The organism is Pseudoxanthomonas sp., from assembly GCF_027498035.1.
GTDB lineage: Bacteria > Pseudomonadota > Gammaproteobacteria > Xanthomonadales > Xanthomonadaceae > Pseudoxanthomonas_A.
In genome coordinates this window covers 2,556,863-2,583,746 of sequence record NZ_CP114978.1, presented here as the reverse complement: position 1 = coordinate 2,583,746, position 26,884 = coordinate 2,556,863, and the positions used below count along the sequence as shown (strand labels likewise).

The window sequence follows — 26,884 nt, the reverse complement described above, 5'->3', positions numbered from 1 at the left end:
CCGGGCGTTGATGGGTTGCAGCGAACGGGTGTCATGCCACCCGGACGGAGCATAGCGGTCACCGATCTGCCCCGATGGCCATGCAGGCATGACGATGCGTTCCGATGGGAGGGCGTTGGCTTTCGCGCATGGCGCTGTGTCCAGGCCCACGGACGATGATGGACATGGGCGTTGCCGTGAGGCCGTTCGCCCTGCGAACCGACGCAAAAAAAAGACACAGCCCGCGTGAAGCGGGCTGTGTCCTTGCGGCGATGGCTTCGATGCGACGGCTGCCGCATCGAAGCGGGTTCACCCGATCACGGTGCGGACGGCTTGTCCGGCAACGCGTAGGCGATCACGTAGTCGCCGCGGTTGTCGTTGGTGCCGGTACGCGTCGCACCACCGGCCACGACCACGATGTACTGCTTGCCATCTTTGCCGATGTAGCTCATCGGCGCGCCCTGGCCACCGACCGGCAGGCGCCCGCGCCACAGTTCGGCGCCGGTGTCGTTGTCCAGCGCACGCACGTAGTAATCCAGCGTGCCGTGGAAGAACGTCAGGCCGCCCTTGGTCACCAGCGGGCCGCCCATGGTCGGCATGCCCAGCGGGATGCGCACGCCCGGCACGATGCCGTGCACCGGCGCGTCCTGGATGCTGCCCATCGGCACCTGCCACTTGGTCTTGCCGGTGGCCAGGTCGATCGCGGTCATGGTGCCGAACGGCGGCTTGAAGCACGGCACGCCCAGCGGCGAGACGAACATCGAGCGTTCCACGCCCCACGGGGTGCCGGCCTGCTCGGAGTACTCGCCTTCGGTGGAGGGCTTCAGGCCGATGCGCTTGGCCTCGGCCTGCTTGATGAAGCGGCCCCACTGCGCCATGCGGATGTCGTTGACGATCAGGGTGCCGGTGGAGGCATCCAGCGCGCCGCCGCCCCAGTTGAAGCCACCGTAGTAGCCCGGGTAGATCAGCGTGCGCTGCTTGTCCGACAGTGGCGTCCACTCGCCTTCCCAGCGCATCTGCTTGAACTCGATGCGGCAGTACAGCTGGTCGAAGATCGACGCGCCCCACATGTCCGATTCCTTGAACGCGGTGGCGCCCACGGCGATCGACGAGTACGGCTGGGTCGGGGCGACGTTCATGCCCGGCATCGCATCGGTGGCGACCTTGCGGTATTCCACCGGCGCGACCGGCTTGCCGTCACGGCGGTCCAGCATGAACACCTGGCCACGCTTGGTCAGCTGGATCACCACCGGGGTGGTGGAGCCATCCTTCTGCGGCAGGTCGTACAGGATCGGCTGCGCGGTCGCGTCATAGTCGAACTGGTCGCGATTGGCGGTGCGGAAATGCCAGGCTTCCTTGCCGGTCTTCAGGTCCACCGCCACGATCGCATCGTTGTACTCGTCCGAGTACGGATGGCGGTCGCCGGTCCAGAAGTCGGGCGTCTGGTTGCCGGTGGGGAAGTAGGCCAGGCCCAGCTTCGGGTCGTAGGCCGCGGTGCCCCAGAAGTTGGGGGTTTCCAGCGGGAACAGCTCGCCCGGCGCCAGGGTGCCGTCGGTGGCGCCACGCTTGGCATCCCAGGCCCACAGGATCTTGCCGGTCACCACGTCGTAGCCGCGGACCACGCCGCCCGGCTCGTCGACGCTCAGGTTGTCGTTGAGGCGACCACCGACCATGACCACGCCATCGGCCACCAGCGGGGCGGAGGTGACGTTGTAGGTGCCCTGGTCGCTGGCTGCAGGAGCCGGCGCGATGCCGATGGTCAGGTCGACATAGCCCTGGTGGCCGAAGTCCTGGCACAGCTCGCCGGTCTGCGCATCCAGGGCGAGCAGGCGCGCATCGATGGTGGTTTCGATGATGCGCTTGCGGCAGGTGGGTGCAGCGGCTGGGGCCACGCCGTCAGCGACCGGTGCGGTCGGTGCCGGCGAAGCGGCGGCCAGCTTGTCCAGGTCGGCATAGCCCAGGCCGCGGCAGCGCTTCCAGCCCTTGGTGCTGGGGCTGACCACGGCCTTGGGATCGAAGCGCCACTTTTCCTTGCCCGTGGTCGCGTCCACCGCCATCACCTTGTTCAACGGCGTGCACAGGTAGACGGTGTCGTCGATCTTGAGCGGGGTGACCTGGTACTCGGCGCCATCGACGGCCAGATCGCCAGTGCGATAGGTCCAGGCGACCTTGAGGTCTTTGACGTTGGTCTTGTTGATCTGGTCGAACTGGGCAAAGCGCTCGCCGCTGGTGTTGCGGCCGTAGGCACTCCAGTCGTTGCCATCGGCCTGGCCGGCATCTGGCTTGACCACCGGCGCAATGCTGCCATCGGCCGCTACCGTCGGGTGCGGACGGAACATGCCGGTGAAGAAGGCCACCAGGCCCAGGGCGAACACCGCCGCCAACACGCCGGCCGGCTTGCACCCCAGTGCAGGCGCGCCACCGGTGCGACGCAGCAGCGGCGCGGCCGCCGAGGCGACCAGCGCGATCACCAGGAAGGCGATCAGGCGCGGCACCAGCTGCCAGAAGTCGATGCCGACCTCGGTCACTGCCCAGATCGCCGCGACCACCAGCAGGCCCAGCGCGATCCACAACGCCAGCGCGCGCCGCGCGACCAGCAGGCCACCAACCGCGGCCATCGCCAGGCCAGCCGGCAGATAGAACCAGGAACCCCCCAGGGAGAGCAGATACGCCCCGCCTCCCGCCAAGCCCAGGCCCGCCAGGGCCAGGACAATGCCAACCACGATGGTCAGCCCCGTCAATAGTTTTCGCATACACGCCTCGTGAGTGCCCCGGGCGTGAGTGCCCGGGGGCGATGGAGAAAGCGCCGGGCAATTCCTCGCGCATGGACAAGCCCGTCGGCACGGCCGAAACCGCACACGGATTGCTCATGCGTTGCCGGGATCCGACGAAGACCCTGTGAGGAACGGTCGAAGCCTGCTTGGCGAGAAGCGATGCAGGCCAGCGCGGGGCGGGATGTTAAACAGCGCCCGAACTGGCCAAACCGTCAGGTTTTCCAAATCTGACGAGATCCACCCAGAAACCGGTCTATCGGTGTGGGTCGAGCCCTGCGGTTTCGACGTTTTCCATCGTGACCAGGTGGAAACGCACGTGCTGATCCGGCGGCAGCGCGATCTCGCCATTGGCGTAGAGGATCGATTGCAGCCCCGCCAGCGCCTGCGCGGCAGGGTCCTGGTCGATCAGCAGCGAGATCACTCCCCGACGCAGCAGGTCGATATTGCCAGGGTGGGTTTCGTGGGTGAACCACACCGGGCGTTCGGCTGGCGGCAGGCTTTCGATCACGCTGCGCACGCCTTCGTTGGCGCCGCCGCTGTTGTAAACGCCGACCAGCCTGGTGTGCCCATGAAGCGCATTGCGCATGGCCACCTGTGCGCGGGCGTTGACGTCGCCGACGTCGATCGGGCCGATCAGCTGCAGCCACGGTGCGTGCCGGGCCAGGCCTTCGACGAAGCCGGTGGTGCGCTGGCGGTGGACCACGTAGGACTGCGGCCCGGTCATCAGCAGCACCCGGCCAGGCTGCTGCATGAAGCGGCTCATCATGAAAGCGGCGCTGCGCCCGGCCGCGACGTTGTCGATGCCCACGTAGGTGCGCTGCTGCTGGAAGCTGATGTCGCTGGTCAGCGCCGCGATCGGGATTTCGGCCTTGGCCGCACGACCCAGGGCCTTGCGGATCTCGGCGCCATCGTGGGCCAGCACGACCATGCCGTGGCAGTGGCGGCTGGCGTCCTTGATGATCGCGCCCAGGCCATCGGCGGCGCGCACGTGGTGGACACGGGTCAGCTCCACGCGAGGGCGCATGCCCGCGGCGGCCGCGTCCAATGCCGCATCGATGCGGTGGAAGTACTCATCGTCCTCGGCGGTGCGCACCACCAGGACCCGCAGCGTGTAGTCCTCCGACAACGCCGGCAGGCGGTTGCTGCCCAGCTGGCGCGCGGCCTCGATCACCTTGCGGCGGCGTACGGCAGAGACGCCGGCGCGGCCATTCATCACCCGGTCGACGGTGCTGGGGCTGACGCCGGCGAGGTCGGCGATGTCCTGGAAACTGGTCTTGCGGACGGGCATGGCAGGGGTCCGAGGGCTTGAAAGTGAAGATGCCCGCACGGGGCGGGCATCGCTCACGACCGGCGGTGGTGCCGGTGGCTCAGAGTTCGATCACGTCGAATTTCACGTCCGGATCGACGTCCGCATCGTAATCCACGTCGTCGCGTTCGAAGCCGAACAGCTTCAGGAACTCGTGCTTGTAGCTGGCGTAGTCGGTGGTGTCGAACAGGTTCTCGGTGGTGACCGTGGGCCAGATCGCCTTGGCGGCGTCCTGCACTTCCGGCTTGAGTTCCCAGTCGTCCAGGCGCAGGCGGTTTTCCTCGTCCACTTCAGCCGGTGCGCCGTCTTCGCGGTACATGCGTGCGCGGAACAGGCGGTCCAGCTGCTCGATGGTGCCCTCGTGCAGGCCCTGTTCCTTCATCACCTTGAAGGCGATGGAGATGTACAGCGGCATCACCGGGATCGCGGCACTGGCCTGGGTCACCACCGACTTGAGCACCGCGACATTGGCGCTGCCGCCGTTGGCGGACAGCTTGGCGTTGAGCCGTTGTGCGGTAGCGTCCAGGTCGACCTTGGCCTTGCCCAGCGCGCCGTGCCAGTAGATCGGCCAGGTGATCTCGGTGCCGATGTAGCTGAAGGCCACGGTCCTGGTGGCCGGGGCCAGCACGCCAGCGTCGCTGAGCGCATTGATCCACAGTTCCCAGTCCTGGCCGCCCATCACGGTCACGGTGTCTTCGATTTCCTGCTCGGTGGCCGGCTCGATCGACGCGTGGGTGATGGCGTCCTTGTTGGTGTCGATGGCGGTGGAGCTGTACGGCTGGCCGATCGGCTTGAGCGCCGAGCGCTTGAGTTCACCGGTCGAGGGCAGCTTGCGTACCGGCGACGCCAGCGAATACACCACCAGGTCGACCTGGCCGCCCATCTCGGTCTTGATCAGCTCGATGACCTTGGCGCGCGCCTCGTCGGAGAACGCATCACCATTGATCGACTTGCTGTACAGCCCTTCGGCCTTGGCGAACTTGTCGAACGCGGCCGCGTTGTACCAGCCCGCGGTGCCGGCTTTCTTCTCGCTGCCGGGCTTTTCGAAGAACACGCCCAGGGTGTCGGCGCCGAAGCCGAATGCGGCGGTGATCCGTGCGGCCAGGCCGTAACCGCTGGAGGCACCGATCACCAGCACTTTCTTCGGGCCATCGCTGCGCTGCCCTTGTGCGCGGGTGGCGGCGATCTGGTCGCGCACGTTGAGTTCGCAACCAAGCGGATGGGTGGTGGTGCAGATGAAGCCGCGGACCTTGGGATGGATGATCAAAACGAATGCCTCGTGGGAATGCTGTGCGCGCGGCATCTTAATCCCCGCACCGCCGTACGGCCACGTGCGCGGGCGTATGGCGGCGAGCGATGCAGCGACGATGCGCTGCGCCGATGACCGCAACGAAGCGTGCCGATACGGCGCATTTGGCTGTTTTTGGCTGCTTTTTGCGCATCGGTCAAGGTGGGCTTCACAGCCCGTCGTATACAATGCTCGCCCTGACTGGGCTGCGCGACTACCGCGCCCCATTTCCCCAGTCCTTCATCCCGCAGCGTCGTTGGATCCACGCGGCCGTCCGGGATGGCTCCCCTTGCAGACAGCGATGGCGCGTCGCGCCGTGATTTCCGTCTAGCGTGTGTCCTGCCGGTTGGCGGGCGTGGGGAGGCCATGACCTCACGTTTTCAAGGAGAAGCACATGTCCGATTCCCACGCCGCGCACGCCCATTTCGGCTGGTACAAACGCCGACGCCAGATGCACGTGGACGAAGTCACCGTCGTCGACCGACCGATGCTGAAGAAGGCCGTCGGTGCCGCGGCGCTGGGCAATGCGATGGAGTGGTTCGACTTCGGCGTGTACGGCTACATCGCCGTGACCCTGGGCCATGTGTTCTTCCCCACCGGCAGCCCGACCGCGCAGCTGATCGCCACATTCGCCACCTTCACCGTGGCCTTCCTGGTGCGGCCGCTGGGCGGCCTGGTGTTCGGTCCGCTGGGCGACAAGTACGGCCGACAGAAAGTGCTGGCCGCGACCATGATCCTGATGGCGCTGGGCACGTTCTCGATCGGACTGATTCCGTCCTATGCCAGCATCGGTATCTGGGCGCCGATCCTGCTGTTGCTGGCACGGCTGGTGCAGGGTTTTTCCACCGGCGGCGAATACGGCGGCGCGGCGACCTTCATCGCCGAATACGCGACCGACCGCAATCGCGGCTTCATGGGCAGCTGGCTGGAGTTCGGCACGCTGGCCGGCTACATCGCCGGCGCGGCTACGGTGACTGCCCTGCATTTCGCCCTGAGCGATGCGCAGATGCTGGACTGGGGCTGGCGCGTTCCCTTTCTGATCGCAGGCCCGCTGGGATTGCTCGGCCTGTACATGCGCATGAAGCTGGAGGAAACCCCGGCCTTCCAGGCCTATGCCGAAGAAGCCGGCAAGCGCGAACACGACGCGCCGGGCTTGCTTGCGCTATTCCGCGTCCATTGGCCGCAGCTGCTCAGGTGCGTGGGCCTGGTGCTGGTGTTCAACGTCACCGACTACATGCTGTTGACCTACATGCCCAGCTACCTGAGCGTCACCATGGGCTATGCCGAGAGCAAGGGCCTGCTGCTGATCATCATCGTGATGCTGGTGATGATGCCGCTCAACGTGGTCGGTGGCTTGTTCAGTGACAAGCTCGGGCGCAAGCCGATGGTGATCGGCGCCTGCGCGGCGCTGCTGGTGCTGGCCGTGCCCTGCCTGCTGCTGGTGGGCAGCGGCAATGACTGGTTGATCTTCCTGGGCCTGATGCTGCTGGGGCTGACGCTGGTGGGCTTCACCAGCTCGATGCCGTCCACGCTGCCGGCGCTGTTCTACACGCCGGTGCGTTACAGCGCGCTGTCGATCGCCTTCAACGTGTCGGTGTCGCTGTTCGGTGGCACCACGCCACTGGTCACCGCGTGGCTGGTCGAGCGCACCGGCGATCCGCTGGTGCCGGCGTACTACCTGATGGGTGCGGCGGTGATCGGCATCGTGACCATGGCCTGCGTGCGCGAAACGGCCAACCTGCCGCTGCGTGGTTCGCCGCCGGCGGTGGCCAGCGATGCCGAGGCCCGCGCGCTGCTACGCAGCGACGAGCCGGTGACCGTCGATGCCGCGTTGCCGGAGCTTCCGGAGCGCCAGGACCCGCCTTCGCAGGCCATGCCGACCTGACGGAATCGCAGCCAGGGCTGTCATTTCCCGGACGGGGTGATCTGGTAAGTTTTCGCGGTTCTTTCCACGGCCGCCTTGCCATGCCCGCTCGTTCTTCGCGTCTCCTGCTTGCCCTGTCCGTCGTTGCCGCGCTGAGCGGTTGTGCCACCACCGGCGCCGAATCTGCCAGCACTGCATTGGCCGATGGCGCCACCGCACAGGTGGCGATCCTGGAGACCACCGATGTGCACTCCAACATCCTCAGCTACGACTACTACAAGCAGAAGGAAGACACCTCGCTGGGCTACGAGCGCGTGGCCACGCTGATCCGCCAGGCGCGCGCCGAGTTTCCCAACAGCTTCCTGTTCGACAGCGGCGACACCATCCAGGGCACGGTGCTGGCCGATTTCCAGGCCAAGGTGCAGCGGGTCAAGTGCGACGAGGAGCTGGGCATCTACAAGGCCTTCGACGCGATGGGTTACGACGGCGGCACCGCCGGCAACCACGAGTTCAATTACGGCCTGGGCTATCTGTCCCAGGTCAGCGGCACGCCGATGAACGTCGACGGCGGCACCACCGAAAAGTGCAAGGGGCCGAACTATCCGCTGGTGCTGTCCAACGTGTTCAGCACGCGCGACGACCAGCCGATCTTCAAGCCGTACACCGTCGTCACCAGGCAGATCACCGTGACCGGTGCCGACGGCAAGCCGCAGACCGTGCCGCTGCGCGTGGGCATCATCGGCTTCACTCCGCCGCCGATCATGGCCTGGGACAAGCAGAACCTGGAAGGCAAGGTGAAGGTCATCGGCGTGATGGAAGCCGCGCAGCGCTACCTGCCCGAACTCGAAGCGCAGCACCCGGACATCGTGGTCGGCATCCTGCACGGCGGGCTCAACGCCGCGCCGTACACGCCGGACATGGAGAACGGCGGTTGGCACCTGGCTGGCCTGGACGGCATCGACGTGCTGCTGCTCGGCCATTCGCATACCGAATTCCCCGGGCCGCGCTACAAGGACCTGCCCGACACCGATGCCACGCGCGGCTTCGTGCGCGGCAAGCCGGCGGTGATGGGCGGCTTCTTCGGCAAGGACCTGGGCGTGATCGACCTGCAGCTGGTGCGCAAGGACGGCCGCTGGGTGATCGACCCGGCTACCACGCATAGCGAGGTGCGCCCGATCTGCAAGGCCAAGGGCGACTGCGTGCCGGCCGACCCGGCCATCGCGCCGCTGGTGGCGCAGGCGCACGCCGCCGCGCAGGCCTACGTCAACACGGCCATCGGCAAGAGCGAAATGGCGTTCACCAGCTACTTCGCCGATGAAGGCAACAGCAGTGCGCTGGCGGTGGTCAACGCGGCCCAGCGCGACTACGTGCAGCGCGAACTGCCGCGCCTGCATCCGGAGCTGGCCGGCGTGCCGGTGCTGACCGCGGCTTCGCCATTCCGCACCGGTTTCGGCGGCCCGGATGACTACACCGACGTGCCGGCCGGCACCCTGACCCTGCGCAGCGCGGCCGACCTGTACTTCTATCCCAACACCCTGAGCGCGGTGAAGATCGACGGCGCCGGGGTCAAGGCCTGGCTGGAACAATCGGCTCAGCGCTACAACCGCATCGAACCGGCCAAGCCCGGTCCGCAGGCGCTGATCAACACGCACTACGTGGGTTACAACGTCGACCAGATCCAGGGCGGCATCGCCTACGTCATCGATATCACCAGGCCCGCCGGCCAGCGCATCACCTCGCTGACCTACCAGGGCAAGCCGGTGCAGCCGGCCCAGCCCTTCATCGTGGTCACCAACAACTACCGCGCCAGCGGCGGCGGTGACTTCCCCGGCCTGGACGGCCGCAACGTGGTCCTGGCTGCGCCCGACGGCAGCCGCGAGATCCTGGCCGCGTGGCTGAAGGACAAGGGCACCGTGACGGCGAAGGACATCGAGCGGACGTCCTGGCGCTTCGCCCCGGTCAAGGCTGCCGGTCCACTGACCTTCGCCTGCCCGGCCGGCAAGCTGGATGTCGCCAAGGCCGAGAAACTCCCGCCGATCCGCGAAGTCAGCCAAGATGGCGACGGGACGGCGTTGTGTGCGATCGATCTGTCAGGCCGGAAATGATCCATCGGCTGTCGGGGAAGGTTGGCGCTGGCACGTCCTGAGTGTGCAGGCGCATGACGTTCAACGACAGCCAACCGGCTGCCGTCACTCCAGCAAAGGAATCGGCATGACACGTTCAAAACGATTGATCGCTGAGTTCATCGGTACGTTCTGGCTCGTCCTGGGCGGTTGCGGCAGTGCCGTGCTGGCTGCGAAATTCGGCGGCGACGGCAATCCATTGGGGATCGGGTTCGTCGGCGTCTCGCTGGCGTTCGGCCTGACCGTGCTGACCGGCGCGTATGCGTTCGGCCACATTTCCGGCGGCCATTTCAATCCTGCCGTCAGCATCGGCCTATGGGCCGGCCGTCGCTTCCCGGGCAAGGATCTTGTGCCCTACATCGTGGCCCAGGTGTTGGGCGGCCTGCTGGCCGGCGCTGTCATCCTGACCATTGCGAAGGGAGCCGCGGGCTTCGCCATCGACCCCACCGCCGCCGGTGCCTTCGCAAGCAACGGATACGGCAACCTGTCGCCCGGCGGTTATTCGGTGACGGCCGCGTTCCTCACCGAAGTGGTACTGACGGCGGTGTTCCTGATCGTGATCATGGGGTCTACCCACACCCGTGCCCCGGTCGGCTTCGCGCCCATCGCCATCGGCCTGGCGCTGACGCTGATCCACCTGATCTCCATCCCGGTGACCAACACCTCGGTCAACCCGGCGCGTTCAACTGCCGTGGCGTTTTTCGCGGGCTCCGGCGCAGTGTCGCAACTGTGGCTGTTCTGGGTGGCGCCGATCATCGGTGGCTTGATCGGCGGCGGCCTGTACGGCTGGCTGGGCCGCGACGAACCAGCCATTGTCGGCAACGGCTGAGGTATTTCCTGCGGTGTTGCCGGGATTCGCCCGAGCAACACCGCAGTATCCGCCTGCTGGGTCCCAGATCCAGTGGGTCAGCGGCCCTTCCCCAGCACCGCATTGCGCCTTCCATACGCGACATACGCCAGCAGCCCGATCACGTTCCAGATCGCGAAGTAGAGCTGGGTCTTGCTGGGCAGGCTGAAGAACAGATACAGGCAGCCCAGGATCGCCACCGGCCCGACGATCCACGCCAGCGGCGTGCGGAAGCTACGGGCGCGATCCGGCTCGCGCTTGCGCAGGACCAGCATGCATGCGGCCACGGCGGTGAAGGCGGCCAGGGTGCCGGCGTTGGCCAGCGCGGCGATTTCGTCCAGGCGTGCCACGCCGGCCAGCGCGGCGACCAGGATCGCGGTGAACAGCGTGGTGGCGATGGGCGTACCGGTACGCGCGTTGACCTTGGACAGGCCACGCGGCAGCAGGCCATCGCGCGACATCACGAAGAAGATGCGGCTCTGCCCGTACAGGAACGCCAGCAGCACCGTCGGAAGGGCGATCACCGCGGCGGCACCAATCACCTTGGCCGCGCCGGGGGAGCCCAGTTCACGCAGGATCAGCGCCAGCGGCTCGGCGCTCTTGCCGAAGATCGTGTAGCTCATCGCACCGATCGCGGCCAGCGCCACCAGCACGTAGATCAGCGTGCAACCGACCATCGAACCGACGATGCCGATGGCGAGGTCGCGCTCGGGCTTCTTGGTTTCTTCGGCAGCCGTCGAGATCGCATCGAAGCCATAGAAGGCGAAGAAGATGATCGCCGCGGCGGCCATCACGCCGTACTTCACGGTGACCGGCTTACCATCCGCGTCGATGCTCTGGACCGTTTCCTGCAAGCCATGCGGCATGAACGGCTGCATGTGGCTGGCGTCGAAGTGCGGCAGCGCGATCACCACGAACACGGTCAGCGCGACGATCTTCACCACCACCAGGATCGCGTTGAGCGTGGCGCTCTCGCGGGTGCCGGCCATCAGCAGGCCGGCGACGACGAAGGTAATCACCACCGCCGGCAGGTTGAGCAGGCCGCCGGCGTGCGGCCCGGCCGTCAGCGCCAGCGGCAGGTCCACGCCGAGGCCCTGCAGGAAACCCACCGCATAGCCGGACCAGCCGACCGCGACGGTGCTGACCACCAGCGAGTACTCCAGGATCAGGCTCCAGCCGACCACCCAGGCGATGGTTTCGCCCAGCACGGTGTAGCTGTAGGTGTAGGCGCTGCCGGCCGCGGGCATCATCGTGGACATCTCGGCGTAGGCCAGCGCCGCGCAGGCGCAGACGATGCCCGCGGCCAGGAACGAGATCAGCACTGCAGGCCCGGCCAGGTTGGCGCCGACGCCGATCAGCGTGTAGATGCCGGTGCCGACGATGGCGCCGATGCCCAGCGCGATCAGGTGCGGCCAGCTCAGCGTGGGCACCAGCTGGCGCCCGGCTTCGTGCACGGTGACGGTGTTGATGTCCTTGCGGCGCAGCCAGCTCGACATGCGTGTGCCTCGATCGAAGATGAAGACCGCGAGTGTGGCCGATGCCACGTGCACATTGCACGTCGTGGTGCACCGGCGTGGGCGTGCGCCGGATGCCCGGGCCCTGTCGATTTCCGCCACGCCCATGCGTCGTGACGGCAGACGATCACGCAACAGGAGATTCCGATGACCCCGACCATCACCGCATTCGCAACCTCGCCTGATCGCGGCAAGGGTCTGGCACGCGACATGCGCGTGCGCTGGGCGCTGGAGGAGGTCGGCCAGCCTTATGCGGTCCGGCTGGTGAGCTTGGCCGAGATGAAGCAGCCGCCGCACCTTGCGCGGCATCCGTTTGGCCAGATCCCCACTTATGAGGAGGGCGACCTGATCCTGTTCGAGTCCGGGGCCATCGTGCTGCGACTCGCTGAACGGCACATGGGCCTGTTGCCGGACGATGCGCACGCGCGGATGCGTGCGATCAGCTGGATGTTCGCCGCGCTCAATACGGTAGAACCGCCCATCGTCGAACGTTCGATGGCCTGGCTGTTCGAGCGCGAAGAACCCTGGTATGCGCAGCGCATGACGGTGCTGGAAGCGCGGGTGCATCAGCGGCTGGGCGAGTTGTCGCGTCGTCTCGGGGAGGCGCCGTGGCTGGATGGCGCGTTCAGTGCGGGCGACCTGATGATGGCCAGCGTGCTGCTGCGCCTGGGCAGTTCGGGCCTGGTCGACGGGTACCCGAACCTGGCCGCCTTCGTCGCACGCGCCACTGCACGGCCGGCCTACCAGCGCGCCTACGCGGCGCAGGAGGCGGTGTTCCTGCAGTCGCAGCCGGCCGCGGGAACAGCATCCGCCTGATACCGGAAGCGCGTGGCCCGGGCGGCATGAAGCGATATCATGACGGCCTCGCCCACAGCACAGGATTTCCCGGCCGGATTCGGTACGGTGAGGCCTCGCACGTGCCGTGACGCCACTTCGAATCATGGGTTCCCGCCGACACGTTATGACTTCCACGCGCCTTGAAATCACCCGTCCAGACGACTGGCACCTGCATCTGCGCGATGGCGATGCCCTGGCATCGGTGGTCGGCCACACCGCCGAGCGGTTCGCACGCGCCATCGTGATGCCCAACCTCAAGCCGCCGGTGGCCACCGTGGCGCAGGCCGAAGCCTACCGTCAGCGCATTCTCGATTGCCTGCCGGCCGGTTCGGCGTTCCAGCCGCTGATGACGCTGTACCTGACCGAGGACACCGCGCCGGAAGAGATCGCGCGGGCCAAGGCCAGCGACAGTGTCTTCGCGGTGAAGTACTACCCGGCTGGCGCGACCACCAATTCGCAGTCGGGCGTGCGTGAACTGTCGCGCGTGCATGCAGTGCTGGAGGCGATGGAGAAGCACGCATTGCCGCTGCTGCTGCACGGCGAGGTGACCGATCCTGCGGTCGACATCTTCGACCGCGAGCAGATCTTCATCGAACGCCACCTGCTGCCGCTGCAGGCGCGCTTCCCAGGGCTGCGCATGGTCCTGGAGCACATCACCACGAAGCATGCCGTGGACTTCGTCACCAGCGCGCCGGCCAACGTCGCGGCCACCATCACCGCGCATCACCTGCTGCTCAATCGCAATGCGCTGTTTGAAGGCGGCATCCGCCCGCACAACTACTGCGCACCGATCCTCAAGCGCGAAACCCATCGCCAGGCCTTGCTGGAAGCGGCGACCAGTGGTGATCCGCATTTCTTCCTGGGCACCGACAGCGCGCCGCATGCGCGCGAGACCAAGGAGACGTCCTGCGGCTGCGCCGGGCTGTACACCGCGCATGCCGGGATCGAGCTGTACGCCGAAGCGTTCGAGCAGGTCGGTCGACTCGACCGGCTGGAAGCCTTCGCCAGCTTCCATGGCCCCGATTTCTATCGCCTGCCGCGCAACCAGGACCGCATCATGCTGGAGCGGACGCCGTGGACGGTGCCGGCCACCATTCCGCTGGCTGGCTCGACCTGCGTGCCGATGCGTGCCGGTGATGCTGTCGCCTGGTCGCTGGTGCGGTAAGTCCGGGCTGGTCCAGTGCGACGGACCCGCGTCGCCGTCCTCGCGGCGTGATTCGCCCCGGGATTCATCCCTCTGTGCCCGCGGTTCGTCCCGGAGGGACGTGGGCCGGTCACTGACCGCTGGCGGGTGTGGTGACGAGGCGCCCAGACTTGCCCATCGACACAAGGTGGGAGCGGGTCATGCGTGGATGGATGGCATGGGCAACCGGGGCGGCGCTGGCATGGCTGGCCGGTGCCGGCACGGCGGCCGAAGGCGACTGGGCGCATTACGGCGGCGCGCCGGGCGGCGGCCAGTTCTCGCCGCTGACCCAGGTCACGCCGGGCAATGTCGGCCGCCTGAAGGTGGCCTGGTCGTTCCACACCGGCGAGAAAGGCGCCGGCCTGTCCGACCCTGAGCGGATGCGGTTCGAGGCCAATCCGCTGGTCGTGGACGGGCGGATGTACCTGACCACCGGCACCGACATCGTGTTCGCGCTGGATGCGGCGAGCGGGGCGAAGCTGTGGTCGTTCGACCCGAAGATCGCCCGCGACAAGCATTACAGCGACCCGGCCTCGCGCGGGGTCACCTTTTGGCGCGATCCGCAGGCGACCGCCGGTGCGGCCTGCGCCGCGCGGATCGTGTTCGGCACGCTGGATGCGCGGCTGGTCGCGCTGGATGCGGCCAACGGCCAGCCGTGCCGCGGCTTCGGTGATGGCGGCATGGTCGACCTGCACGTGGGCATCGACAGCATCGACGAACCCGACAAGCCCTGGCGCAACTACGCGGTGACCTCGCCGCCGGTGGTCGCTGGCGACGTGCTGGTGAGTGGCAGTTCGGTCGGCGACAACCGCGCGCACACGCAGGAGCAGGGCGTGGTGCGCGGCTACGACGTGCGCAGCGGCCGGCAGCTGTGGCGCTGGGATCCGGTGCCGCGCAACACGGACGATCCGCGCGCCAGCGGCTGGCAGGTCGAACAGGCCGCCACGGTGGGTTCGGCCAACGCCTGGCCACCGCTGTCGGTGGACCCGGCGCTGGGCCTGGTCTACGTGCCCACCGGCTCGGCCAGCCCGGACTATTACGGCGGCGAGCGTGCGGGCGACAACCGCGATGCCAACTCACTGGTCGCGCTGGACGCCAAAACCGGGCGCCGGGTGTGGGCGCAGCAACTGGTGCACCACGACCTGTGGGATTACGACCTGGCCTCGCAGCCGACGCTGGCCACGGTGCAGACCGCGCAGGGCCCGCGCGAAGCGGTGCTGCAGGCGACCAAGACCGGCTTCCTGTTCGCCTTCGACCGGCGTACCGGCGAGCCGGTGTTCCCGATCAGCGAAGTGCCGGTGCCGGCCTCGGATGTGCCCGGCGAACACGCCTCGCCGACCCAGCCCATGCCGGAGCCCGCGCTGCGCCTGGCCCGGCATGCGCCGATCACTGCGGCCGACGCCTGGGGCGTGCTGCCCAGTTCGCGCCAGGCTTGTGCCGACCTGATCGGCGGCCTGCGCTCGGAAGGCATCTTCACCCCGCCCAGCGTGCGCGGGACCATCGCGCTGCCCGGCTGGGCCGGCGGGGTGAACTGGGGCGGGATCGCAGTGGACCCGCAGCGGCAGCTGGCGATCCTGCCGGTGATGGACCTGCCGATGCAGGTCGCGCTGATCCCGCGTGCCGACTACGAGGCGCTGACGTCCGAACAGGCGCGCGAGCGCTTCCCCGGCCAGGAATTCAACGGCATGGACGGCACGCCCTACGCCATGCGCCGCGGCGCGCTGCTCTCGCCCAAGGGCACGCCATGCGTGGCACCGCCGTGGGGCAAGCTGGTGGCGGTGAACCTGCGCACGCGCACCGTCGCATGGGAGCGCCCCTTGGGCACGCTGGAAGACGTGCTGCCCTGGCTGCCGCTGGACGTCGGCATGCCGCTGCTCGGTGGCGCGGTGACCACCGCCAGCGGTCTGACCTTCATCGCCGCGACCGGTGATTCGCGGCTGCGCGCCTTCGATACCGCCAGCGGTGAACTGCTGTGGGACACCAAGCTTCCGGCTGGCGGACACGCCACGCCATCGGTGTATGCGGTGAAGGGCCGGCAATACATCGCCATTGCCGCCGGCGGGCGCGAAGGCTTCGGCAAGCTGGACGACGCGCTGGTGGTCTACACGCTCGACGGGACCGGCAAGGAACTGGTGTTCCAGCACGGCATCGCGGTGCGCATGACGGTGCTGGCGCTGGCGGCAATCGTAATCCTGGCCCTGCCGGTGCTTTGGTGGCGCAGGCGGCGGCGAGCGTAGGAGCGCTTTTTTCCCATCTTCGGGGGACATGGGCGCGATTGGGTTTCACAGTGAGGGGCGTCGCGGTCATGTCCGCTCCTATGTCTGGACGCGCCCGATTCCCGTAGGGCCGAGCTTGCTCGGCTGCTCTCCGGCCGGGTCGCTGGGAAAGGCCCAGCCGAGCAAGCTCGGCTCTACGGTGCGTAGCCCTGGTAAGCGCAGCGCACCCGGGTGAGATGCATGTCCGGAACAGTTTCCGCCGGTCGACATCCTGTTGCAGGGCATCGCAGTACGATGCCATCTGCACTGCCGGGAATGCCCATGAAAAACAAGACCTCGCTCAAGCCCGATGCCGACGACGACCAGCAGCGCCTGGCCGTGTTGATCGATGCCGACAACGCCCAGCCTTCGGTGATCGAAGGCCTGCTGGCGGAAGTGGCCAAGTACGGCGTGGCCAGCGTCAAGCGCATCTATGGTGACTTCACCAGCACCCGCATGACCCAATGGAAGGCCGCGCTGCTCAAGCATTCGATCGCGCCGGTGCAGCAGTTCGCCTACACCAGCGGCAAGAACGCCACCGACAGTTCGCTGATCATCGATGCGATGGACCTGCTGTACACGCATCGCTTCGATGGCTTCTGCCTGGTGTCCAGCGACAGCGACTTCACCCGGCTGGCGCAGCGCCTGCGCGAGGAAGGCCTGGTGGTCTATGGCTTCGGCGAGCGCAAGACGCCCGACGCCTTCGTCCAGGCCTGCGACAAGTTCATCTACAACGACGTGCTGCGCATGGCCGAGCCGCAGGAAACCGCGCGCGTGGTCGCCGCGCCCAAGCCGGCCAAAAAGCGTGCCGCGGTCAAAGCGACCGGTCCCGACCTAGAGGCGCCGGTGGTTGCACCCGCGCAGGCCAAGGGCAGCACGCCGCCGCTGTCGCTGCTGCGCCAGGCCATCGAGGAAGCTTCCGACGAATCGGGCTGGGCGTTCCTGGGCACGGTCGGCGGCTATCTCAACAAGATCCGCCCGGACTTCGACCAGCGCCTGTATGGCCACGCCAAGCTGAGCGGGTTGTTCCGCAGCCAGTCCAAGCATTTCGCGGTGGAAGAGCGTCCGGCGCCGGGCGCCAACGGCGGCAAGCACCTCTACGTGCGTTCGCTGTAGCCGCCATTCGTGCACGCGTCATGCGCGGGCAGGTAGGGTGGCCCGATCAACCCGCCTTGGGAGGGGCGAACGATGGCCTACACCGGACGCTTTGCCACGCCGGAACCGGCGCGCGAACAGATTGATGCGATGTCCGGCATCACTGCGGTGGAATTCGGCACCGCTTGGTGCCCGCACTGCATTTCCGCGCAGTCGCCGCTGCAGCAGGCGTTCGACGCCCGCCCCGACATCACCCACGTCAAGGTGGAAGACGGCCGCGGCCGGCCGCTGGGACGCACGTTCCGGGTCAAGCTGTGGCCGACCATCGTGCTGATGCGCGATGGCGTGGAAGTGGCGCGGATGATCCGCCCGCGCTCGGCCGACGACATCCAGCGCGCGCTGGCGCTGCTGCCGGAACCGTAGGAGCGGCCCATCGCAGGCATCAGGCACCACGTCGCTGCGCCAGCGCGCAGAAGAAATCCACGTACTGCGCATGCCCACCGGGAAACACCACGTCCAGTCGCAGCGGATCGTCGGCATCGGTGATGCCGGCCGCTGCCTCGTGGGCTGACAGTGAAGCATCGTCGGCGCTGCGCCGCAGCTGCGCCGCATCCAGCGCCGGGCGCAGCACTTCACCGCCGCTGCTGTCGATGTAGAGCACGCGGTTGTCGGTGCCGAAGGCCTCGCCCAGACGCTGGATCAGGGTGAGGAAGCCGCGGTCGCTGCCGCCGCGCAGCCATTGCGTCTGTCCATCGACAGTCTGTGCGACGCTGGTGACCGTGTCGCCGACGCCGACGATGCGCGGCATGTCGGTCGGTTCGATTTTCTCCTTGGCCAACGCCACCAGCGCATCGATGGAGCGCGGTGCCCGGCGCACGTTGAAGTCCTCGCCCAGCGGCCAGCGTCCGCTGCGCTGGTGGATGTGCTGGTTCAACAGCGCCAGCACGCCGGTCTCCTTGACCGCGCCGGTGAGCATGCACTGGAAGTCGGTGGTGCCGGCGCTGTGTGCATCGGCGGGCTTGAGGCGCTCGACGCCATCGGCATCGCGGCCCAGGTTGGGCGCGTAATGGATGAAGAACGCGCCCTCCAGGCCTTCCGCATGGGCATCGTGCAGCAGCGACTGGCCGAAGGCCTGCACCTGCCGTTGCAGCTGTGCGTACAGGCCTGGCTGTGCATCGAAATGCCGATGCAGCACGTTGAGGTTGAGCGTCGGCGAGGCTGGATTGTCCAGCACGGCCGCATGCACCAGCGAGGCCAGCTGGTGTGGTTCGACGTGATACGGCGCGCCCAGCAGCAGCGATGACAGGAAGCGCGTGGCGCGCATCGGCACCGTCTGCAGGAACGCCAGCTCGGCTTCGCTCACGCCCGGATGACGCACCTGCCCGTGCCGGTCCTGGTGCTGCACGCCACCGGCGGCCAGTCCGGGCAGATAGCGGCCGTGCGTGCCGGCATCGGCGTCGAACACGCGGTCGACGATGGCATTCACGCCGCGCGTGCCGATGTGTTCGCCATTGGTCAGCACCTGGAAACTGCCATTCAGTGCATGTGCCGCGTCCAGGTAGCGACGCTCGATCCGCCGGGTCAGCGGATCGCGCACCAGTTCCATGCACACGCCGTCCAGGTCCTGGATCAGCAGCAGGTCCGGCGTGGCGGCCAGCGAGGCGAGCAGGGCGTCATGGTCCTGCGAGAACGCGGGTGGTCTCGACTTCATCGGCACAGGGTAACCAGTGGCGCGTGGCGATGCCGGCAAGGCGCGCGCCACTGGCCGGCAGGTGTGCGTCAGGCGCGCATGCTGCCGGTGTCCAGCCAGCGCTGGTGCCAGGACAGTGCCTCAGGCAGCAGGTGCGGGGTGTGCTTGCCGTAGCTGTGGTGGCAGGCGCGATCGAAATAGTCTTCAAGCTGCGGGCGGAAATCCGGGTGCACGCACTGGTCGATCACCACCCGCGCGCGCTGCTTGGGCGACAGGCCGCGGAGATCGGCCAGGCCCTGCTCGGTGACGATGATCGCCACGTCGTGCTCGGTGTGATCGACGTGGCTGACCATCGGCACGATGGCCGAGATGGTCCCGTTCTTGGCAGTCGATGGGCTCAGGAACGTGGACAGGAAACCGTTGCGGGCGAAGTCGCCGGACCCGCCGATGCCATTCATGATCCGCGTGCCCATCACATGGGTGGAATTGACGTTGCCGTACAGGTCGGCTTCGATCATGCCGTTCATGCCGATGCAGCCCAGGCGCCGCACCAGCTCGGGGTGGTTGGAGATCTCCTGGGTGCGCATGACGATGCGCTGCCGGTAGAAATCGATGTCGCGCTTGAATTCCTCGTTGGCGGCCGGGCTCAAGGCGAAACCGGTGCACGAGGCGTAGCGCAGCACGCCGGATTTGAGCAGGTCCAGCATGCCGTCCTGGATCACCTCGGTGAAGGCCTCCAGGTCGCGGAAGCCGCTGTCGGCCAGCCCGGCCAGCACCGCGTTGGGAATGTTGCCCACGCCGGACTGCAGCGGCAGCAGGTTGGCCGGCAGGCGTCCCCTGGCGACTTCGTGCTTGAAGAACTCGATCAGGTGGCCGGCGATCAGGCGGCTGTTCTCGTCGGCTGGACTGAACGGGCTGTTGCGGTCCGGGCCATTGGTGCGGACCACCGCGACGATTTTGTCCGGGTCGCAGCGCAGCGTGGTCTGGCCGATGCGGTCATCGCCGTGTTCCAGCGGGATCGGCTTGCGGTGCGGCGGACGCGCGGTGCCGTAGTACACATCGTGCATGCCCTCGATCGCCGACGGCTGCCATTCGTTGACCTCGATGATCACTTTCTTGGCAAGGTCGAGCCAGGTCTTGTTGTTGCCGACCGAGGTGGATGGCACCAGCGCGCCGTCTTCGCGGATGGCAGAGACTTCGACCACCGCGGTGTCGATCTCGCCATAGAAGCCGAACCACACATGCTGGGCGACATGGCTCAGGTGGATGTCGATGTAGTCCAGGGTGCCGGCGTTGATGCGGTTGCGGGCATCGGGATCGGTCTGGAACGGCATCCGCAGCGCGATGCCCTCGGCCTTGGCCAGCGCGCCATCCAGCTCGGGTGCGGTCGAGGCGCCGGTCATCAGTTTGATCTGGAAGGGCTGGTTGGCCAGGTGCGCCGCTTCAATGCGCTGGGCCAATGCCAGTGGCACGGCCTTGGGGTAGCCCGAACCGGTGAAACCGCTCATGGCGACGGTTTCGCCCGGCTGGATCATGGCGGCGGCGGTTTCGGCGGAGACGATGCGCTGATGAAGACGGGTGTCCAGGATGCGTTCGACGGACATGGGATCGGTGTTGGCGTGGGGAGCCCGATTATCGCGCCGCGCATCGCGGCCTGGACATGGTTCGGTGGCGTGGCGGATGGGCTGCGTGGACGCATCCTCGTCTTGACGCCGCATCTGTCACCGTAGCGGCCTTCCACACACTCAGGTGCCTGCCATGTCGTCGACGTCTTCCCCTACCGTGGCCGTGCTGATCGGGTCGCTGCGCCGCGATTCGATCAACCGCAAGCTGGTGCATGCACTGGCTGCATTGGCTGGCGATCGATTGCAGCTGCTGCCGGTCGCGCTGGACGAACTGCCGATGTACAACGACGACCTGTGGGCCGACCCGCCCGCCGCCGTGCTGGCGATGAAGGCACGGGTTGAAGCGGCCGATGCGGTGCTGTTCGTGACGCCCGAGTACAACCGCTCGTTCTCGCCGGTGATCAAGAACGCCATCGACTGGGGCACGCGCCCGTACGGCCAGAACTGCTGGGAAGCCAAGCCGGCGGCGATCATCGGCACCAGTCCCGGCGCGATCGGCACCGCCGCGGCGCAGAACGCGCTCAAGGGTCTGGTCACGGTGTGCGACATGGTCTTGATGGGCCAGCCTGAGCTGTATTTCACCTGGAAGCCGGACCTGTTCGACGCCCAGGGCCAGGTGTCCGACGAACGCACGCGGGTGTTCCTGGACAAGTGGGTTGCGCGCTTCAGCCAGTGGATCGCCAGGACGGCCGAAGCGCGCACCGACGCCCAGGCCGACGCGGGCTAAGGCGACTGCCGCTCAGGCGGCGGCGCGGTCGACTGTCGCGTAGGCCAGGCGCGATGCGCGGATGCTGTCGTGGTGGTCGGTGGCCCACTGCACCAGCGCGGCGATATGCGGCACGAAGCTGCGGCCCAGCGGGGTCAGCGCGTATTCCACCGCCGGCGGCTTGCTGGGGAACACGGTGCGGGTGACCAGTCCGTCTTCTTCCAGACCGCGCAGGGTCTTGGCCAGCATCCGCTTGGACACATCGTCCACCTGCCGCTGCAGCGCCGAAAACCGCAGCGGCGCCGGTTCCAGCGCCTGCAGCACCAGCGTGCTCCAGCGGTCGCCCAGGCGATCCAGTACATCGCGCACCGGGCAGTTGGCGGCATAGGGGGCGGAAGAGCGGCGCAGGGTCATGGCAGGTCCAATGGGTTACACAGGGGTTACCTGGCGACGTACCGATCCCTTCTTGGCAGGGCGTCGCCAGGCGCTCATCATGCCATGGTTCCTTTTCGTAACCACAGGAGTCACCCATGTCTTCCATCGCCCTGATCGGCGGCACCGGCAACGTCGGCCGCCGCATCCTCGCCGAGGCCCTGCGCCGCGGCCACACCGTCACCGTCGTGGCCCGCAAGCCTGCGCAGGACCTGGCCGGCGCAGGCGTCAGCTTCGTCGAAGGCGACATCGCCGCCGACCCGGCCGGCCTGGGCGCCAGGCTCGCCGGCCATGACGTGCTGGTCAGCGCGGCGCGCTTTGCCACGGTCACCGCCGAACACGTACTGACCACCGCACGCGCGGCCGGCATCAAGCGGGTGCTGGTCGTCGGCGGCGCCGCATCGCTGGAAGTGGCGCCGGGCGTGCGCCTGCTCGACACCCCGGAGTTTCCGGCCGAATACAAATCCGAAGCCACGCCGGGCGCGCAGTTCCTGGACGACCTGCGTGGCGTGAGCGATATCGACTGGACCTTCCTGTCGCCGGCCGCGTATTTCCATGCCGGGCAGCGCACCGGCAGCTTCCGCCTGGGCGGCGATGCCTTCATGGTCGACGCCGAAGGCAACAGCGCGATTTCCTACGAGGATTACGCCGTTGCGCTGCTGGATGAAATCGAAACGCTGAAGCACGTGCGCCAGCGTTTCAGCATCGCCTACTGATGGGTACAAGCCCCGCCTGCGCGGTCGTGCAGGCGGGGACTCACCCCTTGATCGGAGGCTGGGCCGGGGCTGGCTTGACGATATCCATCGCGAAGACCCAGGTGCGGGCAGCCAGTGCGTCGCGCTGTTCCAGTGGGCAACCGCAGAGCGAGCCACTGAACATCGCCAGCAGCGGAAGGACATCGCGGGACACCAGATCGGCGCGGCAACGGCCCGCAGCCACCGCGCGCTGGATCACGGGTTCGAAGATCGCCATCACCGATGCGATGGCTGCCTGCATCTCCGGCTGCAGGCGGCCGGAGGTCTGCCAGTACTCGACCAGCGGCGCACGAAACACCATGCGGTCCAGGATGAAGTGCAGCAGCTGGATGAGTTCGTCCGGCGTGCCCAGCAACCGCTGGGATTCGCTGGTGATCTGCTCGATCGCGCTTTCCAGCAGGGCCATGACCAGCGTCTGCCGGTCCGGGAAATTGCGGAACAGCGTGGCCCGGCCCAGCCCGGCACGCTTGGACACCGCATCGAGCGGCGCCTGCACACCCAGCTCGGTAAAGACCTCCTCGGCCGCACGCAGCAGCGCCGCGCGGTTCTGCGCGGCATCGGCACGGCGGCGGAGCGGGGCGGGGGCAGCGGACGTCATGAGCGGGGTGGGCAATGTGACTAGGCCACCATAGCGGCAAACCGGGGTCGTGGTGCGACATCAGGTCCGTGAGCGAACAAAAAGCGGCTGCAGGAGAAACACTGGCCCGGCGGGCCACGACGCCAGCCGGGCAGCAGCCTGCTGGCAATCAGCCCGCAGGTGCGTTCGCGATCCTGCAGAGTTCACTCTTGGCGGTATCAGCCGATGCGGATTGGCCCCCGGCAATACTGAAATTGGCATCGACATGGATCAGGCCTCCCGCCTTCTCCTGCACGATGATGTTCAGGGGGGCGACCGAGCCGTTGCCCATCGTCACGGCCTGACCGGCAGTAATGATGCCGGTGTCCTTGTCGGACGCGACCGCACCAAAGCCTCCGGCGGCAACCGCCTGGGCGACTTTGCGGAAAGCACTGTCATAGCTCACACCCGAGTGCTCTGCCCAGGTCTTGAACTGCTTGCCCTTGAAGAACGAGCCTTCCACGGAGAAGTTGTCTTCACAGCTTGCGGCTTTGGCGCTGCCCACGGCAGCGAGAAAAGAAACAGACAGCAGGGCAGCGGCAAACATGGCCTTGTGATGCATCGTATTGGTCCTTGAGCGGGCTGGAAATCAATAAGCGCCCGGAGGCGCATCCTTTGAAGATCACGGTGAACGTGAGCTCGACGATCAAGTTATCACTAAGCAGGATGTCCGCACATCCAGGCAGATCAGCCGCATTTCCTGCTAGCCGCTGATGGAATGATCACCCAATCACCCAATCACCCGCGCGAACGGCGGCAGCGCATCGATGATCTGGCGGCCGTAGCGGCGGGTCAGCAAGCGTGAGTCGAGGATGATCACCCGGCCGGTGTCGGTCGAGGTGCGGATCAGGCGCCCGGCGAACTGGGTGAGCGTGCGCAGTGCGTGCGGGATCGCGATCAGGTTGAAGGCGTTGTGGCCGCGACTCTCCAGCCACTCGCTCAAGGTCGCGGTCTGCGGATCGGTGGGCACTGCGAACGGCACCTGGGTGATGACCACCGTGGTGCAGGCTTCGCCGGGCAGGTCCAGACCTTCGCCGAACGAGTTCAGGCCGAACAGCACCGAACCTTCGCCGGCGGCGATGCGGCGCAGGTGCTCGCCGATGATCTGCGACTTGTTGCCTTCGCCCTGGACCAGCACGCGGTTGCGCTGGGTGACCGGCAGCAGGTCGGCGACCTTTTCCATCTTCCAGCGCGAGGTGAACAACACCATCGAGCCCTTGCCCCAGTCCAGCTCGCGGACCAGGTATTTGGCCACTTCCTTCGGGTGACCTTCGCGGTCATCCGGGGCGACCGGGAATTTCGGCACCACCAGCTGCGCCTGGGTGGCCAGGTCGAACGGCGAGGTCAGGGTGACCATCTCGGCGTGATCGGGCAGGCCGGTGTCGATGGACAGCGCCTGGAAGCCATTGCCGCCGGTCAGCGTGGCCGAGGTCATCACCACCGAATCGACTTCCTTCCACAGCAGCTGGCGCAGCACGTGCGCGGCCGACACCGGCGAGCAGTGGCAGACCAGGTCGCCATCGCGGTCGCGGGTCATCCAGCGCGCCATCGGCGGGGCGCCGTCGGGGTCTTCGCGCTTCCAGCCGGCCCACAGGTCGTACTGGGCCTGGATCATTTCCAGCGCCATGCCCAGGTTGCGCTGCACACGCTCCTTGGTGGCGTCTTCCTGCTTGGATTTGTTGACCAGCGGCGCGGCGGCGGTGACCCAGTTGAGCAGGTTGCGGGTGTCATCGGCGAGGGCGTCGATGGACGGCGACCATTCCACCGGCAGGCGGCCGTTGGGTGCGCGCCACTGTGGTTCGCGTTCGCTGGGGTCGGGCGTCCACGCCGCATCCAGCGCATCGCGGAAGGCCTTGAGCTGGCGGCTGACGTTGACCGCCAGGTCGATCGCCTCGTTGGGATGCAGCTGGCTGATGGTGTCCTTGTCGACCATGCGGTAGGTGGCCGCGATCAGCGTCTGCAGGCGGCCGGTGCGCCGGCTCATGTCGTCCATCGGCAGGCGTGCTGCGCCCTGGTCGATGGCGACGTTGGCGACATGGTGGCCTTCGTCCAGCACCAGCAGCATCTCGCTGGGCGTGGCGATCAGCGGCTGGCCGTTTTCGTTGTCGCCCAGCGACAGGGTGGACAGCAGCAGTGCGTGGTTGGTGACCACGATCTGCGCTTCGCGCACGTTGGTGCGGGCCTTCAACACCGGGCACTGGCTGGCGTAGGTGCACTTGCGGCCCGCGCAACCTGCGGCGTTGGTGGTGATGCGGCCACGCAGGGTCGGGCTGACGAGCTCGGGCGAAGCATCCAGGTCGCCGTTCCACTGGTTGTCGGTGAACAGCTTGGCCAGGCGGTTGGCCAGGGTCGCATCGGCCGGGGTCAGCGGGCGGTCGTAGAGCGCGCCCTCGTCGCCGAACATGCCTTCCTGCGTCGGCGTGCCGCCCTGCAGTTCGGCCACGTTGCGCGTGCACAGGTAGCGGGTGCGGCCCTTGGCCAGGGCCACGCTGGCCTGGATGCCGGTGGCCTTGAGGAAGGCGGGGATGTCGCGCTCCACCAGCTGCGCCTGCAGCGCGACGGTGCCGGTGCTTATCACCAGCTTCTTGCGCGCGGCCAGCGCGATCGGCACGCCGGCGGTCAGGTAGCCGAGCGACTTGCCCACGCCGGTGGGTGCTTCGACCACGCCCACGCCGCCGCTGGTGCCCAGCGCCCGCGAGGCCACGCCGATCATCTGGCTCTGCGCGCGGCGGGTGGTGAAACCCGGCGTGTTGTCGCGCAGGGCGGTGTAGGCCTCGCGGATGCGTGTCTTCACCGCCTCGTCGAGGCTGCGCCCCGCTTCGGCCGTGTCCTTGCTTGCTGCTGGGCCGGTGCCATCACTCATGGACGCTATTTTCGCATGGGGGCGTCGCGTGGGCCGAGATACGCGGCGTCCAACGCGCCGCGGGTCCTGCGCGAAGCATTCGTGCTTACGGCGCGTCCGGATCCAGCCGGATCACCAGCTTGCCGAAGTTCCTGCCTTCCAGCAGGCCGATGAAGGCCTCGACCGCGTGGTCCAGGCCATCCACCACATCCTCGCGATGCTGGATCACACCGGCTTGCAGCCATGCGCCCATGTCGTCAAGAAATTGCGGGAACAGATGCTGCAGATCGGTCTGGATGAAGCCGCGCACGGTCAGGCGCTGGCGCAGGATCTGGCTCAACAGCAGCGGCACGCGGTCGGGACCGGCACCGGCCTGGCCGCGTGCGTTGTAGCTGGCGATCGTGCCGCACACCGGGATCCGCGCGAAATCATTGAGCAGCGGCAGCACTGCATCGAAGACCTTGCCGCCGACATTCTCGAAATAGATGTCGATGCCGCCGGGGACCGCCGCTTCCAGCGCTGAAGCGAAGTCCGGCGCGCGGTGGTCCAGGGCGACATCGAAACCGATCTGCCTGAGGTAGCGGCACTTGTCCGGCCCACCGGCGATGCCGACCGTCCGCGCGCCACGCAGTTTGGCGATCTGCCCAACCGTGGCGCCGACCGGGCCGCTGGCCGCCGCGACGACCAGGGTTTCGCCGGGCTGCGGCCGACCGATTTCCAGCAGGCCCGCATAGGCGGTGAAGCCCGGCATGCCGTACACGCCCAGCGCGGTGATCAGTGGGGGGCCATTGCGATCGAGCGGACGGACAGGCGTCTGCGCCGGCAGCACTGCGTGGGTCTGCCAGCCACCTGGCGCAACGACCAGGTCGCCGGGCCGCAGATCCGCGCGCTGCGATTGCAGCACCTGCGCCACCGTCCGCCCTTGCATCACATCGCCCAGCGCCACCGGCGCGGCATACGAGGGGCCATCGTCCATGCGACCGCGCATGTAGGGATCGAGCGAAAGATGAAGATTGCGGACCAGCACTTCACCGGGGCCCGGGTCGGGGACCGCCAGGGTTTCGAGCCGGAAGTTGACTGGAACGGGCGCGCCCTTGGGCCGGGAGGCCAGGACAACGCGCGTGTTCGTTTCTGCCATGGGGGATCTCCTGGG

21 protein-coding genes are annotated in these 26,884 nt (G+C 67.4%); 10 read left to right on the top strand and 11 right to left on the bottom strand.

Going from position 1 to position 26,884, the window contains the following annotated elements:
* Window positions 1–296 precede the first annotated feature (296 nt).
* The 3 genes from O8I58_RS11185 to fabV all read right to left on the bottom strand — a co-directional run bounded on the left by O8I58_RS11185 (window position 297) and on the right by fabV (window position 5,326).
* Window positions 297–2,732 (bottom strand): membrane-bound PQQ-dependent dehydrogenase, glucose/quinate/shikimate family, encoded by a 2,436-nt coding sequence (locus O8I58_RS11185; RefSeq protein WP_298315764.1) that lies wholly within the window; start codon window positions 2,730–2,732, stop codon window positions 297–299.
* A 274-nt stretch (window positions 2,733–3,006) separates the two neighbouring features.
* Complete coding sequence (locus tag O8I58_RS11180) at window positions 3,007–4,041, bottom strand: LacI family DNA-binding transcriptional regulator (RefSeq protein ID WP_298315761.1); 1,035 nt, start codon at window positions 4,039–4,041, stop codon at window positions 3,007–3,009.
* Between the two features lie 79 nt (window positions 4,042–4,120).
* Complete coding sequence (fabV, locus tag O8I58_RS11175) at window positions 4,121–5,326, bottom strand: enoyl-ACP reductase FabV (protein WP_298315758.1); 1,206 nt, start codon at window positions 5,324–5,326, stop codon at window positions 4,121–4,123.
* A 415-nt stretch (window positions 5,327–5,741) separates the two neighbouring features.
* On the opposite strand from fabV, the gene proP reads away from it, so the two are divergent.
* The 3 genes from proP to aqpZ all read left to right on the top strand — a co-directional run bounded on the left by proP (window position 5,742) and on the right by aqpZ (window position 10,163).
* The gene (gene proP, locus O8I58_RS11170; RefSeq protein WP_298315755.1) at window positions 5,742–7,232 is read left to right on the top strand and encodes a glycine betaine/L-proline transporter ProP; all 1,491 of its coding nucleotides are present in this window, start codon (window positions 5,742–5,744) and stop codon (window positions 7,230–7,232) included.
* A gap of 80 nt (window positions 7,233–7,312) precedes the next feature.
* Entirely contained in the window at window positions 7,313–9,316 is a 2,004-nt protein-coding gene (locus O8I58_RS11165; RefSeq protein ID WP_298315752.1) for a bifunctional 2',3'-cyclic-nucleotide 2'-phosphodiesterase/3'-nucleotidase, read from the top strand.
* Window positions 9,317–9,422: 106 nt separating this feature from the next.
* Entirely contained in the window at window positions 9,423–10,163 is a 741-nt protein-coding gene (gene aqpZ / locus O8I58_RS11160) for an aquaporin Z (protein ID WP_298315748.1), read from the top strand.
* A 77-nt stretch (window positions 10,164–10,240) separates the two neighbouring features.
* Here the strand turns inward: aqpZ and O8I58_RS11155 are convergent, their stop codons facing one another.
* Window positions 10,241–11,677: an amino acid permease gene (locus tag O8I58_RS11155; RefSeq protein ID WP_298315745.1), complete on the bottom strand. Its 1,437-nt coding sequence runs from the start codon at window positions 11,675–11,677 to the stop codon at window positions 10,241–10,243.
* Window positions 11,678–11,842: 165 nt separating this feature from the next.
* Between O8I58_RS11155 and O8I58_RS11150 the strand changes: the two genes are divergently transcribed.
* The 5 genes from O8I58_RS11150 to O8I58_RS11130 all read left to right on the top strand — a co-directional run bounded on the left by O8I58_RS11150 (window position 11,843) and on the right by O8I58_RS11130 (window position 17,488).
* Window positions 11,843–12,511 carry a glutathione S-transferase family protein gene (locus tag O8I58_RS11150; protein WP_298315743.1) on the top strand — a complete coding sequence of 223 codons (669 nt, stop codon included), beginning with the start codon at window positions 11,843–11,845 and terminating at the stop codon, window positions 12,509–12,511.
* A 145-nt stretch (window positions 12,512–12,656) separates the two neighbouring features.
* Window positions 12,657–13,697, top strand: coding sequence for a dihydroorotase (gene pyrC / locus O8I58_RS11145; protein ID WP_298315741.1), 1,041 nt, complete (start codon window positions 12,657–12,659; stop codon window positions 13,695–13,697).
* 179 nt (window positions 13,698–13,876) lie between these two features.
* Window positions 13,877–15,952, top strand: coding sequence for a pyrroloquinoline quinone-dependent dehydrogenase (locus O8I58_RS11140; protein WP_298315736.1), 2,076 nt, complete (start codon window positions 13,877–13,879; stop codon window positions 15,950–15,952).
* A gap of 300 nt (window positions 15,953–16,252) precedes the next feature.
* Window positions 16,253–17,086, top strand: a complete 834-nt coding sequence (locus tag O8I58_RS11135; protein ID WP_298315733.1) for an NYN domain-containing protein — start codon at window positions 16,253–16,255, stop codon at window positions 17,084–17,086.
* Between the two features lie 72 nt (window positions 17,087–17,158).
* Window positions 17,159–17,488 (top strand): thioredoxin family protein, encoded by a 330-nt coding sequence (locus O8I58_RS11130; RefSeq protein ID WP_298315730.1) that lies wholly within the window; start codon window positions 17,159–17,161, stop codon window positions 17,486–17,488.
* A gap of 19 nt (window positions 17,489–17,507) precedes the next feature.
* Here the strand turns inward: O8I58_RS11130 and stpA are convergent, their stop codons facing one another.
* Together stpA and O8I58_RS11120 are read right to left on the bottom strand one after the other, a co-directional pair.
* Window positions 17,508–18,776, bottom strand: a complete 1,269-nt coding sequence (gene stpA / locus O8I58_RS11125; protein WP_298315727.1) for a glucosylglycerol 3-phosphatase — start codon at window positions 18,774–18,776, stop codon at window positions 17,508–17,510.
* 68 nt (window positions 18,777–18,844) lie between these two features.
* Complete coding sequence (locus O8I58_RS11120) at window positions 18,845–20,359, bottom strand: succinyl-CoA:acetate CoA-transferase ScpC (protein ID WP_298315725.1); 1,515 nt, start codon at window positions 20,357–20,359, stop codon at window positions 18,845–18,847.
* A 154-nt stretch (window positions 20,360–20,513) separates the two neighbouring features.
* Between O8I58_RS11120 and O8I58_RS11115 the strand changes: the two genes are divergently transcribed.
* Window positions 20,514–21,107 carry an NADPH-dependent FMN reductase gene (locus tag O8I58_RS11115; protein WP_298315723.1) on the top strand — a complete coding sequence of 198 codons (594 nt, stop codon included), beginning with the start codon at window positions 20,514–20,516 and terminating at the stop codon, window positions 21,105–21,107.
* A gap of 12 nt (window positions 21,108–21,119) precedes the next feature.
* On the opposite strand, the gene O8I58_RS11110 is transcribed toward O8I58_RS11115, so the two are convergent.
* The gene (locus O8I58_RS11110) at window positions 21,120–21,500 is read right to left on the bottom strand and encodes a winged helix-turn-helix transcriptional regulator (protein WP_298315720.1); all 381 of its coding nucleotides are present in this window, start codon (window positions 21,498–21,500) and stop codon (window positions 21,120–21,122) included.
* Between the two features lie 116 nt (window positions 21,501–21,616).
* On the opposite strand from O8I58_RS11110, the gene O8I58_RS11105 reads away from it, so the two are divergent.
* On the top strand, window positions 21,617–22,234 hold the full coding sequence (locus O8I58_RS11105) for an NAD(P)-dependent oxidoreductase (RefSeq protein ID WP_298315717.1): 618 nt from the start codon (window positions 21,617–21,619) through the stop codon (window positions 22,232–22,234).
* Between the two features lie 40 nt (window positions 22,235–22,274).
* On the opposite strand, the gene O8I58_RS11100 is transcribed toward O8I58_RS11105, so the two are convergent.
* The 4 genes from O8I58_RS11100 to O8I58_RS11085 all read right to left on the bottom strand — a co-directional run bounded on the left by O8I58_RS11100 (window position 22,275) and on the right by O8I58_RS11085 (window position 26,869).
* The gene (locus O8I58_RS11100; protein WP_298315714.1) at window positions 22,275–22,871 is read right to left on the bottom strand and encodes a TetR/AcrR family transcriptional regulator; all 597 of its coding nucleotides are present in this window, start codon (window positions 22,869–22,871) and stop codon (window positions 22,275–22,277) included.
* Window positions 22,872–23,019: 148 nt separating this feature from the next.
* Window positions 23,020–23,451: a hypothetical protein gene (locus tag O8I58_RS11095; protein ID WP_298315711.1), complete on the bottom strand. Its 432-nt coding sequence runs from the start codon at window positions 23,449–23,451 to the stop codon at window positions 23,020–23,022.
* A 168-nt stretch (window positions 23,452–23,619) separates the two neighbouring features.
* Window positions 23,620–25,752, bottom strand: a complete 2,133-nt coding sequence (gene dinG / locus O8I58_RS11090; RefSeq protein WP_298315708.1) for an ATP-dependent DNA helicase DinG — start codon at window positions 25,750–25,752, stop codon at window positions 23,620–23,622.
* Window positions 25,753–25,837: 85 nt separating this feature from the next.
* Entirely contained in the window at window positions 25,838–26,869 is a 1,032-nt protein-coding gene (locus tag O8I58_RS11085; protein WP_298315705.1) for an NADPH-dependent curcumin/dihydrocurcumin reductase, read from the bottom strand.
* Between the last annotated feature and the right edge of the window lie 15 nt (window positions 26,870–26,884).

Excerpts from the sequence above, each read along its gene's own strand:
- proP (WP_298315755.1), top strand. The coding sequence starts at position 5,742 with ATGTCCGATTCCCACGCCGCGCACGCCCATTTCGGCTGGTACAAACGC.
- O8I58_RS11155 (WP_298315745.1), bottom strand. The coding sequence starts at position 11,677 with ATGTCGAGCTGGCTGCGCCGCAAGGACATCAACACCGTCACCGTGCAC.
- O8I58_RS11135 (WP_298315733.1), top strand. The coding sequence starts at position 16,253 with ATGAAAAACAAGACCTCGCTCAAGCCCGATGCCGACGACGACCAGCAG.
- O8I58_RS11115 (WP_298315723.1), top strand. The coding sequence starts at position 20,514 with ATGTCGTCGACGTCTTCCCCTACCGTGGCCGTGCTGATCGGGTCGCTG.
- aqpZ (WP_298315748.1), top strand. The coding sequence starts at position 9,423 with ATGACACGTTCAAAACGATTGATCGCTGAGTTCATCGGTACGTTCTGG.
- O8I58_RS11165 (WP_298315752.1), top strand. The coding sequence starts at position 7,313 with ATGCCCGCTCGTTCTTCGCGTCTCCTGCTTGCCCTGTCCGTCGTTGCC.
- O8I58_RS11120 (WP_298315725.1), bottom strand. The coding sequence starts at position 20,359 with ATGTCCGTCGAACGCATCCTGGACACCCGTCTTCATCAGCGCATCGTC.
- O8I58_RS11105 (WP_298315717.1), top strand. The coding sequence starts at position 21,617 with ATGTCTTCCATCGCCCTGATCGGCGGCACCGGCAACGTCGGCCGCCGC.
- O8I58_RS11185 (WP_298315764.1), bottom strand. The coding sequence starts at position 2,732 with ATGCGAAAACTATTGACGGGGCTGACCATCGTGGTTGGCATTGTCCTG.
- O8I58_RS11180 (WP_298315761.1), bottom strand. The coding sequence starts at position 4,041 with ATGCCCGTCCGCAAGACCAGTTTCCAGGACATCGCCGACCTCGCCGGC.
- pyrC (WP_298315741.1), top strand. The coding sequence starts at position 12,657 with ATGACTTCCACGCGCCTTGAAATCACCCGTCCAGACGACTGGCACCTG.
- O8I58_RS11095 (WP_298315711.1), bottom strand. The coding sequence starts at position 23,451 with ATGCATCACAAGGCCATGTTTGCCGCTGCCCTGCTGTCTGTTTCTTTT.
- O8I58_RS11130 (WP_298315730.1), top strand. The coding sequence starts at position 17,159 with ATGGCCTACACCGGACGCTTTGCCACGCCGGAACCGGCGCGCGAACAG.
- O8I58_RS11085 (WP_298315705.1), bottom strand. The coding sequence starts at position 26,869 with ATGGCAGAAACGAACACGCGCGTTGTCCTGGCCTCCCGGCCCAAGGGC.
- O8I58_RS11150 (WP_298315743.1), top strand. The coding sequence starts at position 11,843 with ATGACCCCGACCATCACCGCATTCGCAACCTCGCCTGATCGCGGCAAG.
- O8I58_RS11100 (WP_298315714.1), bottom strand. The coding sequence starts at position 22,871 with ATGACGTCCGCTGCCCCCGCCCCGCTCCGCCGCCGTGCCGATGCCGCG.
- O8I58_RS11110 (WP_298315720.1), bottom strand. The coding sequence starts at position 21,500 with ATGACCCTGCGCCGCTCTTCCGCCCCCTATGCCGCCAACTGCCCGGTG.
- dinG (WP_298315708.1), bottom strand. The coding sequence starts at position 25,752 with ATGAGTGATGGCACCGGCCCAGCAGCAAGCAAGGACACGGCCGAAGCG.
- O8I58_RS11140 (WP_298315736.1), top strand. The coding sequence starts at position 13,877 with ATGCGTGGATGGATGGCATGGGCAACCGGGGCGGCGCTGGCATGGCTG.
- stpA (WP_298315727.1), bottom strand. The coding sequence starts at position 18,776 with ATGAAGTCGAGACCACCCGCGTTCTCGCAGGACCATGACGCCCTGCTC.